7 protein-coding genes are annotated in these 15628 nt (G+C 55.8%); 2 read left to right on the top strand and 5 right to left on the bottom strand.

What is annotated here, in order from left to right; translation table 11 throughout:
- Positions 1-95: 95 nt before the first annotated feature.
- The 4 genes from HUN04_01355 to HUN04_01340 all read right to left on the bottom strand — a co-directional run bounded on the left by HUN04_01355 (position 96) and on the right by HUN04_01340 (position 7507).
- Entirely contained in the window at positions 96-1433 is a 1338-nt protein-coding gene (locus HUN04_01355; GenBank protein WDP88459.1) for a radical SAM protein, read from the bottom strand.
- A gap of 5 nt (positions 1434-1438) precedes the next feature.
- Positions 1439-3919 carry a glycosyltransferase gene (locus HUN04_01350; GenBank protein ID WDP88458.1) on the bottom strand — a complete coding sequence of 827 codons (2481 nt, stop codon included), beginning with the start codon at positions 3917-3919 and terminating at the stop codon, positions 1439-1441.
- Positions 3920-4161: 242 nt separating this feature from the next.
- Positions 4162-5019: a YitT family protein gene (locus HUN04_01345; protein WDP93122.1), complete on the bottom strand. Its 858-nt coding sequence runs from the start codon at positions 5017-5019 to the stop codon at positions 4162-4164.
- Positions 5020-5125: 106 nt separating this feature from the next.
- Positions 5126-7507 (bottom strand): ATP-dependent DNA helicase, encoded by a 2382-nt coding sequence (locus tag HUN04_01340; GenBank protein WDP88457.1) that lies wholly within the window; start codon positions 7505-7507, stop codon positions 5126-5128.
- A 284-nt stretch (positions 7508-7791) separates the two neighbouring features.
- Here HUN04_01340 and HUN04_01335 point away from each other — a divergent pair, with 284 nt between their 5' ends.
- Both HUN04_01335 and HUN04_01330 read left to right on the top strand, forming a co-directional pair.
- Positions 7792-10125, top strand: a complete 2334-nt coding sequence (locus tag HUN04_01335) for a methyl-accepting chemotaxis protein (GenBank protein ID WDP88456.1) — start codon at positions 7792-7794, stop codon at positions 10123-10125.
- 78 nt (positions 10126-10203) lie between these two features.
- Positions 10204-12714, top strand: coding sequence for an EAL domain-containing protein (locus tag HUN04_01330; protein ID WDP88455.1), 2511 nt, complete (start codon positions 10204-10206; stop codon positions 12712-12714).
- A 9-nt stretch (positions 12715-12723) separates the two neighbouring features.
- Here HUN04_01330 and HUN04_01325 read toward each other — a convergent pair whose 3' ends face one another.
- Positions 12724-15417 (bottom strand): DEAD/DEAH box helicase family protein, encoded by a 2694-nt coding sequence (locus tag HUN04_01325; GenBank protein WDP88454.1) that lies wholly within the window; start codon positions 15415-15417, stop codon positions 12724-12726.
- Positions 15418-15628: the final 211 nt, after the last annotated feature.

The raw sequence follows: 15628 nt of genomic DNA, 5'->3' as shown, positions 1-15628 counted from the left end.
TTTATCGGAAAAAAATGGTGGCAGGGGGAGCGCTAGGACAACCGGTCCGGCCCGATCCGGCCCGATCCGGCCCGATCCGGTCCGGTCAGGTCCGGTCAGGTCCGGTCGGGTCTGGTCAGGGCCGCGGCCTGGGGGGCTGCCGGTTTTGCCTTTGTTTTAGACCGGTTCAGGGGTTCAGCCCGGGGCGCCTTCCTGCCATCGAAAAAATCGCAGGCCCGATAATACCGTAAATCTTCAAGCCAGAGGGCGGCGTACCGGGGATCACTGGCCAGGCGGCCGGCAAGGCGCCAGGGGGCGGTTAGGCCTTCCATAAAAGGGCCGCCAAGTTCGCTGGGATCCCTGAAGCATTCCCAGTCGCAGGACAGACAGCGGGCAGTGTTGGACAGGCCCCTGACATCCAGTTCCGGGAAAGGCCCCAGGTTGTCACTGCCCCGGTAGCCGCAGGGGTAGGTGTTGCCGTCGGTGCAGTTTACGTAGAAAAAGTCGATGCCGCCCCGGCAGGCAAAGGGCGATGACTTATGTCCGGAGTAGACATTGTAAAGGGTGTATAATGAGGTGAGGGGGGAAAATATCCTTAGTTTTGTTCTGTATCCGGGAATGGTATCCATGAGGGCTTTGAAAAGCAGGGCCTTTTCCACCGGACTGAAGCAGACCACCCGGTCCGGTGATGCCGCCGCATATACGGCATTAAGGCCGGCCTTGTCCTCGGCATCATCCATGCTCATGGGGTAGCAGGCATTGGCAATGGTAAAGCCCATATTGATGACTTTCTGGTAAAAGGCGGCAAATCCCTGGGCAAAGGCCCGGTAAAAGGGTGAGTTGTCCGGCGCATCCAGGGTATCGGGTTCCGGAGCGGGCAATGACATGGTGGCGGTACTGAGGTTCCGGTTCAGTCCCAAGTTTACGGAAGGGTAGAGGCCAAGATCATGGAAAATGGGCAGGGCCTTTTCCATCCCCCTGACTACCCCCTCAAATCCCCGCATGGATTCGTGGACATGGGGAAGCGCAGAATCCAGGCTGATCCAGAAATTCCGTAACGGGGTGGCGGCCAGGTCCTCGGCGATTGTTTTGACCCTGTCCCTGAAATCCGGGCGGTCATGGTGCATGAAAAAGAATCCGTTGGTCCCGGTGCGGATGTAGGGGATGCCGGCCCGGCCTGCGTGGCGGATCAGCTCCGGCAGGTCCCTGCGCAAAAGCATGGGCTCGCCCCCGGTGAAGGAGAGGGCCTGGAATCCTTTTTCCCCGGCCGAATCAATGATTTCCTTGAGCTGGTCTGTGGTCAGCCGGGTCCTGGGGAAGTCGTTGGATTTGCGCATACCGCACTGGGGGCAGGCGGCATTGCACCGGTCGGTGATCTGGATGACAAGTTGGCCGGGCATCCGGCCCCGCAGCATGAGCCCCGCCGATTTAAGGCTGCTTTTAATAGCTGTCATATGGTTTATCCGGCCTTTGAAAAGGGGGGCGCGGTCCGGGGGGCATCCATCATTTTATAGAATTCCCAGGACTGGATAAAGGCGTTCTCAAAGGAGCGGTTTTCCATATAGGCCCTTGCCTGGATGCCCATGTTGCGGCGCATATTCTTGTCAGAGGCCAGGGTTTCCATGGCCCTGACCAGGGCGGCGGTGTCGTCGCCGGGGACCACCAGGCCCGTGCCCCGGTCTTTCATGTTTTCGCAGGGCCCCCCGATGTCAGAGACAATCACCGGCAGCCCTGAGGACTGTGCCTCCAGAACCACATTGCCGAAGGTGTCCGTGGTGGAGGGAAATACAAAGAGGTCGGCCGATGCATAGATCTCCTGCAGGGCATTGCCCGAGAGATATCCGGTGAAACTGGCCGGCACTTCTCTCAACCGCCGTTTCATCTCTCCGGCATAGGGCCCGTCCCCCACTACCGTGAGATGAACATCTTTGCGCCGGCTGCATATATCCAGAAAGGCCTCAACCAGCAGGGGCAGGTTCTTTTCCCTGGATACCCGGCCCACGTATAGGAATTTTACGGCATTGTCCCTGACGCCGTAATCCTTATTCAGAATGCCGTTGCGTTTGGAAGGACTGAATAATGCGGTATTGATTCCCCGGGGAATGATACGGATTTTCTGGGGGTTGATTCCTTTTTCGGACAATTCGTCAAAGGAATTCTGGCTGGAAACATAGATCTGGTCCATCTGGTCGTAATACCAGATCATGAACCGCCAGGTCATGTCCTCTATGAAATCGTCGCCGGTGAGGTATTTGGCATACTGGGGAAACTGGGTGTGGTAGGTGGATGTCAGGGGGAGTTTCAGGATTCTGGCAATGGCCAGGGCGGCCAGGCCCATGGGGCCGGGGGTGGCCGAATGGATGTGGGTAAAGTTCTGTTGGAAACAATAATCCAGCATTTCAAGGAAGGGGGGATAATAAAGTTTTTGTTCCCGGTATTCGGGAATTTCGTATACCCCCATGGGGAAGAAATTTTTAACCCCTTCACCGGTGTCTCCGGGATCGGCGTCACAGGTGATGACGGTGAGGCGCTTATTGTGTTTCAGTGCTGTTTGCACCTGCTGCTGGAGGGTCTGGGCCACGCCGTTGACATCGTAGTAGGTGTCGGTGAAATGTCCCAGCCGGACCCGGTGACGGGGCGGCGCAAGCCGGGGCCGGCCTTCAGGGGTACGGCCGTTGAAGCGTTTGAGTACGGCTGTGTTCATTTCATTGTCCTTGGCAAAGTGGGTAAAGGCAACGAAATAGGGCGCCATGAGCGTATAAAGGCCACCCACGGAACCAAGGGTCTGGAAGATATTAAAGAGGTTGGCGCCGGAGACCTGGCCCAGCAGCAAATCACCGGTGTGGGAGAGTACCTTGCTGGAGAGCCGGTTTACAAAATCGAACCAGATATCCTCCCGGTGGTGGCTGGAGGCGATGGGGGGAGACGCCTGGCTCCGGGTAATATCCATGAGTTCGGGGGTTTCTTCAAAAAGCCGTTCGGTTTCCCTGCGGATCAGGCCCATCATGGTGTCTGGCATGCCGGCGGCCCGGCGGGATTTACGTTTGCCCAGGAAATTATAGAGCCGGGACATCAGGCCCTGGTCGATTCTGCTTTCCGGCATCAGGGAGCGGTCTAAAAAGGTGAGCAGCCGGTCCTTTCCCGCATGCCGTTCCAGGTTCAGCCGGTTGCGGTAAAACTGGTAGGCAATACCGTAAAGGTTGTGGGCCATGGTCTGGGGGGTGGAAGGGGTGCTGATAACCTCGGTTTCCCCTTTTTCCAGGCCGGCCAGAAAGGCGTCAAGGTCCTGGGCATCCTGGATCCGGGTGCAGGTCCGGGCGATGTTCAGGCCGCTGTGGTCATCTGAACCGCCGGTGAGTGTCTTTTCCCAGGGGCGGGGGAAGAGGGGGGTGTAATCATAGGTATTTGAAAGCCGGTCAATCTCCTCCTGTGTCAGGCCGGAAAGCACCCGGGACAGAATCTTGTTCTGGGAATCGTTCCGGGCGCCGTTGAGTTCAAAATTCTTAAACAGCAGGAGCATCCGTTCAAAGTGGCTTACGGTAAGCCGGTCATTGATGCCGTACAGGGGGTGGGCAAGGATATGAACAATTTTTTCTGCATTGAGATAGGCCACCAGGTCAAAAATATTTTCCCTGGCTTTCTGGATTTCCAGGTGCTGGATTTCATTGATTTTCAAGGCCAGGACATGGGCCTTACACCCGTCTTCGGGAAAATAGGTGGTGATTTCCTCTGAAATAAAGGTATCGGGCAGGTGGGCGATTTCCACGGCGCCGTCAATGGTGTTATGGTCGGTGATGGTAATCATGGACATGCCCCGGGCCTTGGCGGTCTTGTATACCAGGGCCGGCTCGGTAAAACTTTCCGGACAGCTTATTTTCTGCAGAATCCACTGGGAGGGGCGTTTGGAAAATTTTGTATGCACATGAAGGTCTATTTTCATCGTTCTAATCCTTTGGCTTTTTTGGATGTAACCCGTTAACCCGGCAATATAGGCGGGGCGTGTTATGTCCTTGTGACTTCAGGATTAGAAAGCGGTAAAATGGGGATTAGAAAGCGGTGAGGAGGATGGCAGCTTGTAACCGCCCATGTGCACCAGGCCGGCGGGGGCCGGCCTGGTGTGTCAAAATCCAGGGTTTGACCTGTATACCCGGGCACCGGCCTGGACCCGTGCCGGTGAAACGGTTAATACACTTTTCGCTGGGAGAATCCTTTGCCCAGTACGTTGAAGGTGCTTTCCGTGATCATGAACGCCTCCGGATCAATGCTGAAGACAATCTCTTCCACCCGTTTGATCTGAAAGGTGTTGGCCACGGTGAGCAGGATGTCCTTTTCTTTTCGCGTATATGCCCCCTGGCCCTTGAGAAAGGTGGCGCCCCGGCGCATTTTGTGGTTGATTTCGTGGGCGATGTCCCTGTTTTTGTCTGAAATGACGATGATCATTTTTCTCTGGTTGAACAGGGTCATGCAGTATTCCATCATCTGGGAGGCAATATAGGACATGGCCATTGAGTAAAGGATCATATCCGTATCCAGGGTGCCGAAACTGAACATAAACAGGATAAAGTTAAACATGAAATTGTAGGTGCCGATGCGGACCCCGAATTTCTGGTTCAGGATGATGGAGATGATATCGTTGCCCCCGGCAGACCCGAGGGATCTGAAGATGAGCCCGGCACCGCCGCCGTACAGGGTGCCGCCGGCAAGGGCGGCCAGCCAGTGGTCTGTGATGTGGAATTCCACATTCACCACCTCAATGACCAGGGTCAGGCAGATCATGCCGTAGAGGGAATAGTATAAAAACCGCCTGGATACAAACACCCATCCCAGGATGAATACCGGTATGTTCAGCACCAGGTACCAGAGGCCGGGGGTCATCATATCCGTGGCGTAGAGCATCAGCAGCCCAAGGCCTGAAAATCCGCCGGTGATCATGCCGTGGGGAATGATGATGCCTTTGAGGCCGGCTGCAAAAATGATACTGCCCAGGGTAATGAGAAAAAGGTTCCAGGGTACGGAGTAGGTTATGTTTTTGAGGTCCATTTTAAGATTCATGGGGTCACCTGAAAAAGAAGGTTGTTAAAAGAATCGCTCTAATATACCGGATTCGGGTCAATGGCAAGTATTTTTAGTCCATACGGGCAAAAAATCAATCTCCGGAGAAGGATTCAAGGATCGGGGCCAGATGTCCGGGGGCGGATATGGTGTCAAACCCCGTCCATTCAGCAGGAAAAAGGGAGAGGTAGTCCGGGCGGACAAACCGGTCGTCCATTAGCAGGGCCAGGCCGCGGTCTGTACTGTTTCGGATAAGCCGGCCAACGGCCTGGAGAACCCGGCTGAACCCCGGCATCTGGTAGGCAATGAAAAAACCGTCCATTCCATCCCCTGTTTCACCGGTAAAAATGGCATCGTAATAGGCCCGGATCTCCTCCTGTTCGGGATTGACCTGGGGCAGCCCCACACCGACCACCATCACCGTGGTAAGCCGGTCTCCTTCAAGGTCGATGCCTTCCCCGAAAATGCCGCCCATGACTGCAAATCCCGTTATCCGGGCACCGGGGGTGAAATTGTCCAGAAACTCCCGGCGACGGGTTTCGTCCATGGACGGTGACTGGATCTGTATTGGGCCGGGCAGGCCTTCCGGGTCGATAAGGTCAAGAACCGCTTCCATATAGGCGTAGGAGGAGAAAAAAACCAAGGTGTTGCCCTGCCTCAGGGCTGCTGCATGGACGATCATCTTTGCCACATCCCTGTAAAATTGTCCCCTCATCCTGTAGGTGGTCTTGATCCGGGTATGCACCGCCAGTTTGAAATTTTCCCTGGGAAAGGGGGAGGGCAGGGAGATGAAGTGCGGTTTCGGGCCCGAGGCAGGGTCGCCGAATAAGACCTGCTGGTAATAGGCAAAGGGAAAAAAGGTCGCGGAAAAAAGAACGGCGCTGGCGCAGCGTTTGATCAATTCTGAGAATATGGGGGCCGGGTCCAGGCAAAAGAGGCGGATGGTGATATCATTTCCCCCGGGTGCCTGGACAAAGAGCCGGTAATGGCCCCCGAAGTGGCGGGCCAGATTCAGGAATCCGTTCACGGGATAAAATATTTCAAGAACCTGCTCACGAAGCGGGGCGTCCTGGTGGCTGTCCAGCCAGATTTCCGCCTTGTCGGCAAATGCGTCCAGGGCATCCATGAAGGGGGCGGGCAGGTCGGTGAGGGCCTGGAAACGGTTGCCCCTGCCGAGTCTGACCATCTCTTTTTGCAGGTCCACCAGCCCCTTTGCCAGTGCCGGCACCGCATCCCTTAATATATCCTGGGCCCCAAGGACCGACTCCCTGTCCAGGTCTGCCGAATACATGGACCTGAGCCGGTCGGGCAGGTTGTGGGCTTCATCCATGAGAAAGGTGAGTCTGCCCTGGTCCCGGTCGAAAAACCGTTTGAGGTATACCCTGGGATCAAAGGCGTAGTTGAGATCGCAGATAATAATATCGCTGATCAAGGAGAGATCCAGGGAAAATTCAAAGGGGCAGATCTCATGTTTACGGGCGGTTTCTTCGATGAATGCCTGGTCGTAGAAATCACAGCCGCCCGAGGCCTTCAGGGCCCGGTTCAGTTTGGTGTAATAGGATTTCGCATAGATGCAGGTATCCATATCGCAGGGAAGATCCGGGGTGAAACAGGTCTTTTGTTTGGCCGTGATGGTGACGCACCTGAGCCGGGCGCCGCTCCGGGCCAGGTCTTTGACCGCTTTTTGGGCCACGGTGCGCCCCGGGCTTTTGGCCGTGAGATAAAAGATTTTGTCGGTATGCCCCAGGCCCATGGCTTTAATTGCAGGGTAGAGGGTGGCCATGGTTTTGCCCGTGCCTGTGGGGGCCCTGGCAAAGAGCAGCCGGTCGTTGGAGATGATCTTATACACCGATTCCGCAAGGTCCCGCTGGCCCTTCCGGAAGCCGGAATAGGGAAAATCAATGGCCTGCAGGGATGGGTTGCGAATCCGTTCCCAGGCCCTGCGGGTGCCCAGCTGGGCGAGGTAGGCCGAAAGCAGACCGTTGAAAAATACGGCAAGTGTGTCTGTGGTAAATTCCTTTTCCCAGGTGGCGGTCTCCCCGTCAGCCGGCCGGGCATAGGTCAGCGCCAGGGTCACCTTTTCCAGCTCCCGGTTCACCGCCGTCATATATCCGTAGCATTTGACCTGGGCCAGGTGTGCGGGGGAAGGCGACCGGCTCAGGTCCCTGGGATTTCTGGCGCAGGTTTTGATTTCTTCAATGATAACGCCTGAACCGGTTTGGCAAAGGCTGTCCATCCGCCCGAAAATTTCCAGGCAAAATGTTTCCCGTTCCACCACCAGGGATACGGATACTTCATGTTCCCAGCCTTGGGGCCTCAGGCTCTGGAGACGGACATGTTCCTGTATCCCTGCCAGGGCCCGGCGGCGGGAGGATACGCCCCTGGCCAAATCCTCAGGGGGATCGGCTGCTGCGGCCAGTTCCCGCACCGGCACCCTGATTTTGTTTTGTGGTTTATTTCCTTCGGCCGTGGTCATAATGGCTCCTTATATCAGTTACACCGCCCCCTTTAAACCGAAATTCCCATTATTTTATTGACATGGTTCTTGGAATATCCCATATCTATTATTTAGATTCGCTGATTCAAATTCGTTAAAAGTCGCCGCGTCACCATCCGGCACTTTCATATGATCCTGACTTCTCTTTTAGTAACGAAAAAAAAGTGACGGCCTTCGTGCATCGGACCTCATCAAAGGGGGCGTCCCGCCCTGGTGGCCCTGTTGGAATTTAACCAATCAAAAATATAAAATAGGGAGGAATCATGAAACATTTTAGTCTGGGAATAAAAATCGCCGCAGGATTTGCCCTTTTGATTCTGATCACTGCCGCTCTGGGCATTGTGGCCATTGTGGATATGCGGGCAGTGGGGACGGAGAGCAGGAAACTGGCCGGTGAGTATGTGCCCGAGGTCGCGGTGGCTGTGGAGCTTCGGGGGGCGGCCAACCGGCTGATGTACGAAATGCGGGGATACGGATTTACAGAAGAGGACAAATACTATACCAATGCCCAGGCCGAGCTCAAGGCAATCAGCGAGGCCCTTGGAAAGGCCAGACGCCTGGAGGAAAAATCGCCTCATCTCAAAAAACTCAAAGGCCAGATTGAGGTGGCCGAGGCAGCGGAAAAGGAATATCAAAACCTGATTCAGCAGACCGTCGACACCACGGCAAAAATGGGCAACAACAGGAAAATCCTTGATACTGCCGCCGCTAAATACATGACCAATTCAGCCGGGTTTCTGACCGGGCAGAATGAAAAATTCAAGACCGATCTGCAGGGACGCCAGAAAAAAATCAGTATTATCTCTCAACTGGCCCATGTGGGATCCAGTGTCAGGGTAATGAATCATAAGTCACAGGCCTTGAAGGTACCGGATTTAATGGATACCGCCATAAATGAACTCAACAAGGTGCCTAAACTGCTGGGGGAATTGAGAGCCATCACCAGCAAAGAAGCGGATATGAATCGTTTTTCAGTCATTGAGTCCGCCGCAGGGTCATACCAGTCCGCCATGAAACAATTTGCAGCGGAGTTCAGGAAAGGAGAGATGGCAGATACCGGGGTGCTGAAAAAGCTTAGGGGGGTAATGGATGAAAATGCCGGCATCTATGTCCGCAGCTGCGCGGAATACCTCAAAGGCCAGCAGGCGAAGCTCACCGGGGATATGCTGGAGCGGAATGAAAAGATTACCCTTGTCAATGATATCATAGACCTGGGTAATGCCACCCGCATCGGGGCTTTTAAGTCCCAGGCCCTTAGAAGTCCCGCCATCATGGAATCTGCACTGGGAAATTTTTCCCTCATAGACGAAAAATTCGGGGCGCTGGAAAAAATTACCCGCCTGCCCGAGGACCTGGAGCGGATCCAGGAGGTGAAGGCGGCGGGCAATGCCTATAGACAGGCCATGTCGGCTTTCCTGACCAATTGGCAATTCCTGCAGGAACTGGGCATCAAACGGGCCGAGGCCGGGAAAAATCTGATTGATGCGTGCAAGGTCACGGCCCAGGCCGGAATCGAGGCCACGGACCGGATCGCAGTCTCTGCGGCAAGCGATCTTTCTTCTGCCACGACCCTCATGATCACCGGACTGATCCTGGCCCTGGTGGTGGGCGTTGTAACGGCAATTTTCATGACACTGAGCATCACAAAACCCGTAAACCGCATCATTGCCGGGCTTAACGAGGGCGCCAACCAGGTGGCGTCTGCCTCAATGCAGGTCTCCTCCGCCAGCCAGTCCATGGCTGAAGGCGCTTCCCAGCAGGCGGCCTCCATAGAGGAAACCTCTTCCTCCATGGAAGAAATGGCCTCCATGACACGGAAAAATGCTGAAAATGCGGAAAATGCCGACGGATTGATGAAAGAGGCCAACGGAATTGTCACGGCCGCCAACCGCTCCATGGAAGATCTGATCCGTTCCATGGAAGACATTTCCAAGGCCAGCGAAGAGACCTCAAAGATAATCAAGACCATCGACGAAATCGCCTTTCAGACCAACCTGCTGGCATTGAATGCGGCGGTTGAGGCGGCCCGGGCCGGTGAAGCCGGTGCAGGGTTTGCCGTGGTGGCAGACGAGGTGAGGAACCTGGCCATGCGGGCGGCCGAGGCGGCCAAGGATACGGCGCAACTCATTGAAGGCACGGTGAAAAAGGTGGGCGACGGATCTGAACTGGTGGCCTCCACCAACGGGGCCTTTACCCGGGTGTCCGAGAGTACGGAGCGGGTGGGGGCCCTGGTGGCTGAAATATCCGAAGCCTCGGGCGAACAATCCACCGGCATCGACCAGGTAAATACCGCTGTATCTGAAATGGACCGGGTGGTTCAGCAGAATGCCGCCAATGCAGAGGAATCCGCCTCGGCTTCAGAAGAGATGAGTGCCCAGGCCGAGCAGTTAAAAGAATATGTGGATGAACTGGTGGTGCTGGTGACCGGAGACAAAGGCCGCAGAGCGGGCAGCGGACTGGCCCTGGCGCTCAAAAATGGTCCGGCGCCTGCCCGGCTTGCCCATGCACCGGCCCCTGCTGCCCGGAAGGCAGGAGAAGTCCGTCCTGACCAGGTGATTCCTTTTGATGAGGATGAGGCGGATTTTAAAGATTTTTAATTTCCATATTTTCTTTGACACCGGCGGATGGACAGGCTAAGTTTTGACTTGTCTGTTGTCATAGAAATAAGGAAACCAATGGTTAAACGTGCAGGATCCCCTAATTTCAGGGGGCTAGTAGAGGCGGCCAACAGTATCATTCTGAGCCTGGACCGTGAAGGGAAAATCACCTATATAAATCCCTTTGGTCTTAAGTTTTTCGGGTACGCCCCGGAAGAACTCATGGGCCGCTCCCCGGTGGGCAGGATTGTACCGGAGCGCAATTCCCGGGGGAAATCCGCCGGTTTTATGGCGGATATCCTTGATGATCCTGAGCATTACGCCTGCCATGCCAATGAGAATATAAAAAAAGACGGAACCCGGGCCTGGGTCTCCTGGACCAATAAAGGCATTGTCGATGACCAGGGCGATCTCCTGGAGGTCCTCTGCGTGGGAAATGATATCTCCCAGATCAAAGCCATGGAGGCAGAGCTTGACAGCCATCGGCGGCATCTTGAGGACCTGGTAAAGGAAAGGACCCGGGAACTCGAAAAGGCCACAGAAACCCTGGCCCTTTCCCGGGACCGGCTCAGGGAGGCCCAGCGCATCGGCAGGCTGGGGGATTTTGAGCGTGATATCGTCACCGGCGCCCTTTACTGTTCCCATGGATTAAACCGGATTTTCGGCTGGGAAGGCAGCGACTGCCCCGGTTACCAGGATTTCATCGATGTGGTCCACCCCGAGGACCGGGAATGGGTGGACGGCGAACTCAGTAAAATCATAAAGAAAAAAGGCGATTATGATCTGGAATACCGGATTGTCCTTGGGGACGGCCGTGAAAAGATCATCAACGAAATCGGAGAGGTTCAAACCGGTGATAAAAACATGCCCAGGAAAATTACGGGTATTATCCAGGATATCACCGAACTCAAAGCCTTCAGGGATGAGATTGAACTGGCCGGCAAGGTATTTGACAATGCCGTGGAAGGGGTGGTGGTCACGGACCGTGAGGGCACCATTGAGTTCGTGAACAAGGGGTTTACCATCATCACCGGATACAGTGCAGAGGAAGCACTGGGCCAGAACCCGAATATGCTTAAATCAGACCGGCATGACCCACAGTTTTATGAGGATATGTGGGCGGCCCTGGAGCAGGACGGCCACTGGGCCGGTGAGATCTGGAACCGGAGGAAAAACGGGGAAGCCTATCCGGAATGGCTGTCCATTACCGCCATCACAAACTACCAGGGCACACCTGTCCGCTATATGTCCGTATTCAACGACCTTTCCGATATCAGGGAACGGGAGGAGCAGCTTCTGTTCCAGGCCAATTACGACGCCCTCACAGGCCTGCCCAACCGGACCCTGCTCAGGGACAGAATCCAGATGGCCGTGCGCAGAACCTCCCGGGAAGATATGGGGCTGGCCGTTATTTTTCTGGATATGGATGATTTCAAGCATGTCAATGATGCCCTGGGCCACGCCAAAGGCGACCTGCTGCTCCAGCAGTTCGCCGGCCGGTTGCTGGGGGCGGTGCGGGAACAGGACACCGTTGCCCGGTACGGGGGAGATGAATTTGTTATCCTTATACCCGATACCAACGATACCGACATCATCGGCATGATCATCGACCGGATCAAGACATCCATGGAAAGATCCTTTCCCATTGACGGAAAGGAGTTCTTTCTGGGGGTGACCATGGGCGTCACCCTCTGCCCCAGGGACGGCAAGGATCCGGATACCCTCATCGCCAACGCCGACATGGCCATGTACCGGTCAAAGGAAAAGGCAAAGGGAGGGTATGCCTTTTTTACTTCGGAGCTCAACCGCCAGGTGGCCCGGCGGGTGGAACTGGAAACCGACCTGCGCCACGCCCTTGCCCGGAATGAGTTTTCCCTGTTTTATCAGCCCAAGGTCGCCATTTCCTCCAGAGAAATCGTGGGGGCCGAAGCCCTGATACGGTGGATGCATCCTGAAAAGGGTATTGTGCCGCCCAATGAGTTTATCCCCTTGTCCGAGGAAACCGGGCTGATCAATCCCATGGGGGAATGGATACTGGACCAGGCCTGCATCATGGCGGGAACCTGGTCAAAGATGCTCAACCGTTATTTCACGGTGTCCGTTAATATTTCCTCACGCCAGGTTCGGGATGTGGACCTGGTCTCCCTGGTGTCCGGCGCCCTGTCCAGGCACCAGCTTCCCGCGGCCTGCCTGGAACTGGAAATTACGGAAAGTGCGGTCATGGAAAATGTGGACAAGGCCAAAACCATGTTCCGTTCCCTCCATGATATGGGGATTAAAATTTCCATTGACGATTTCGGCACCGGATTTTCCTCCCTTTCCTACCTGAGGCTGTTTCCCGTTTCCGTTTTGAAAATAGACAAAAGCTTTGTGGACGATATCCCCCGTGACCCGGATTCCAACACCATGGTCACCACCATTATTTCCATGGCAGACAACCTGAACCTGACCACAGTGGCCGAGGGGGTGGAAAACAAGGAACAGATGGATTTCCTAGAGGCCCACGGCTGCAGCCAGATCCAGGGATATTATTTTTCTCCGCCCTTGCCGGAGGAGAAATTTCAGGCCTTTTTAAAGGATCGGGACTGACCCGCAACTCTATTCAGACCGGATCAGCCGCACCCCGTCCAGCCGGATCCTGGCCTTTTCCAGGCATTGCGCCAGGATCTCCCGTTCTTCCTCAGCCGCACGGATTTCCCCTGCCGTGATATCCGGATTGACCTTTTTCAATTCCCTGAGCCGTTCAATTTCCCTGCCCAGGGTTCTGTTGAGGCTTTTAAGCGCGTTGCCCCGCATGGCTTCAGCCTTCTGTTCTGCGATCCCCAGGCTTTTTTCAAGCAATTCGGGGAGCAATTGTTCTTTTACCCCTTCCATGTCCATGAACCAGCCGGGGCGTTCCGGGCGAAGGGCGTCGTAGAAATCCCCGGGCAGGGCCCGGGGTGTTTCACCCATATGGTTCAGCAGAATATGAATGGGGTCAGTGGGGATGAATCCAAGGGCGTCGGGGTGATTTTCAATGCCCGGTATTTCGAGCAGGTAAAGGGATTCAAGGAAGAGTCCCGGGCCCATATCCCCGTCATAAACGGCAACTGCCGCCGTTCCCTCGCCCCGGGTGAGAAGAAAGTCCACCACCTGATTCACAAAGGGGTGATCCCAGGTCAAAAAGCTGAGTTCCTCCCTGGCAATGGCCGTGGCCCGGTCAAAGGTTACGATTTCACTGCCCCGGGGCAGGGTGGGGAAGGCCTCGTCCGCCATCCTGTCCATGGTCAGGGATATGATCTGCTGTCCGGGCTGGTCTGAAACATAGTCCATATCCACCCCGTAGTGGTCCAGCAGGGTTTCCATGAGTGCCGGCAGGGCAGGATCCCGGTCAAACCCGGCCACCGCATCCACAAGTTTTCCGGCCGGGCCGGGCCTGAATGAGTTCAGCTCCAGAAGAATATGCTTGCCACGGTCAAGGGCGGCCTGGGCCCCGGCCGTAAATACCGAGGCTTCCTCGATGAGGGCATTCAGGCCGTTTTCATCGAACCCTGACCCTTCCCGGGCCTGGGCGCCTAAATCGGATAACCGCGGGGCAAATCTGGAGAAAATGGCGTGAATCCCGTTGATATTCCGTTCCAGCAGGGGGAGCCCATGGGCATACCACCGGGCAAGAACTTCCTGTTCTGTCCCCCTGATGTAAGGCACATGGAGCCGGATATCATGTTTCTGGCCGATGCGGTCCACCCGGCCGATACGCTGTTCAAGCAGCTCCGGGTTTTCGGGCAGGTCAAACAGGAAGAGCCGGCTGACAAATTGGAAATTTCTGCCCTCGCTGCCGATTTCCGAACAGATGAGCAGGCGCGCCCCGTCTTCCCGGGCAAACCACGCCGCCTGACGGTCCCGCTGGAGCAGGGTCATGGTTTCGTCGAACCGGGTCGAATCAATGGAAATGTGTGCCTGAACGCCCCGGTGAACCGCCTCGGCCGTCTCAGCGGTGGCACAGATGACAAGGATTTTTTCGGGTTTGATTTCTCGTGCCAGCTCTGCCAGGTGAATAACCCTGGGGTCCTGGGACAGGTCGCTGCCGGTGGAAGGGGAACCGTCCAGGGGGGTGAGGATGACCTTGCGGTCAGGAAACCCCTTGATGGCGGCCCGCCGGTTCCGGAACACCACCCGTCCCGGGCCGAAACTGTCCAGCAGCCCGTCCACGGACCTGCCCCGGTCCAGGTCCGCCTTGGCCCTTGCGGCGGTCTCTTCATATCCCTTGGCCTCTCTGGCATAGGCCCTGGGATCATAATAACGGTCCGGATCCAGCAGCCTGAGCTGGGCAAAATGGCTGTCCGGGCCCATCTGTTCCGGGGTGGCCGAAAGGAGCATCAGCCCCCGGGTCTGTCTGCCCAGCCCCTGCATAAACTGATAAAAATCCGGTGATTCGGTGATGTGATGGGCTTCATCCATGACCACCATATCCCACCCGGCTTCCATGATCATCTGGTGAAGCTTGGGGTTGTCACGGATAAAGGACTGGCTGCAGATCCCCTGCTGGTCGCCGGAAAAGGGATTGGCCTCCTGATCTTGCCGGCGTGCATCCAGGCAGTATTCTTCATTGAAAAGCCGGAATTTAAAATTGAATTTACGGTACAATTCAATGAACCACTGGTGAACCAGGGCATCGGGCACAATGATGAGCACCCGTTGGATCCGGCCGGTTACCAGGAGCCGGTGGATAATGAGTCCGGCCTCAATGGTCTTGCCCAGGCCGGTCTCATCGGAGAGCATGACCCGGGGAAAATACCGGTTGCTCACCTCCCCGGCAATATACAGCTGGTGGGGGATCAGGTCCACCTGTCCCCCGAGAAATCCCCTGGCCGGGGAGGTCTGGTACCGGCTGAGGCAAAACCGGATATCCTTGCGCAGTTCAAACAATGCGCTGGGCCCGGCCAGACCCGAGAGCAGCCTGTCCTTGGGCAGGGATACGGCCATGAAGGGGGAGAGTTCCGATTCATTCACAGTGGCGGTGCCGCAGGTATAGGTGAGTACGCCGTTGGATTCCGTGGCCGCGTCCACGACCCGTTCCTGTCCGTCCATGGTGGTGATCCGGTCGCCGGGCTTAAAGGCGGTGCGCCTGATGGGGGCGGCCCCCATGCTGTACTGCCGGGTGCACTCTCCACCGGGGAAATTGATTATAATGCGCCGCTTGTCATGGGAGACAAGGAGGCCCATGCCGAGTTCCGGCTCTGTTTCGGACATCCATCTTTGGCCCGGGGTGAGGCGGAAAGCTGAATTGGGTACGGGGGTGTGTCTGGTCATGGCGTTGTCACTGGGATGATATATTTGAAAAAATAAGCGCTTATGCCATAGATCCGGCCAGGATGTCAAGATGATATGTGAATAACCTGCCCGCCCCATGGTACTGGTTTCCGAATTTAAAGTTCATATGGGAAATGGTTTAGTTTTTTAGTTCACGGCCTGGGAAAACCATGAAATCTCTATTCCCCCGGCCCTTTCCCTTGTGTAAAAT

It is taken from the genome of Desulfobacter sp., assembly GCA_028768525.1.
In the GTDB taxonomy this organism is placed as follows: Bacteria; Desulfobacterota; Desulfobacteria; order Desulfobacterales; family Desulfobacteraceae; genus Desulfobacter.
The sequence above is the reverse complement of the archived record's forward strand: the minus strand, read 5'-3'. Positions and strand labels throughout refer to the sequence as shown.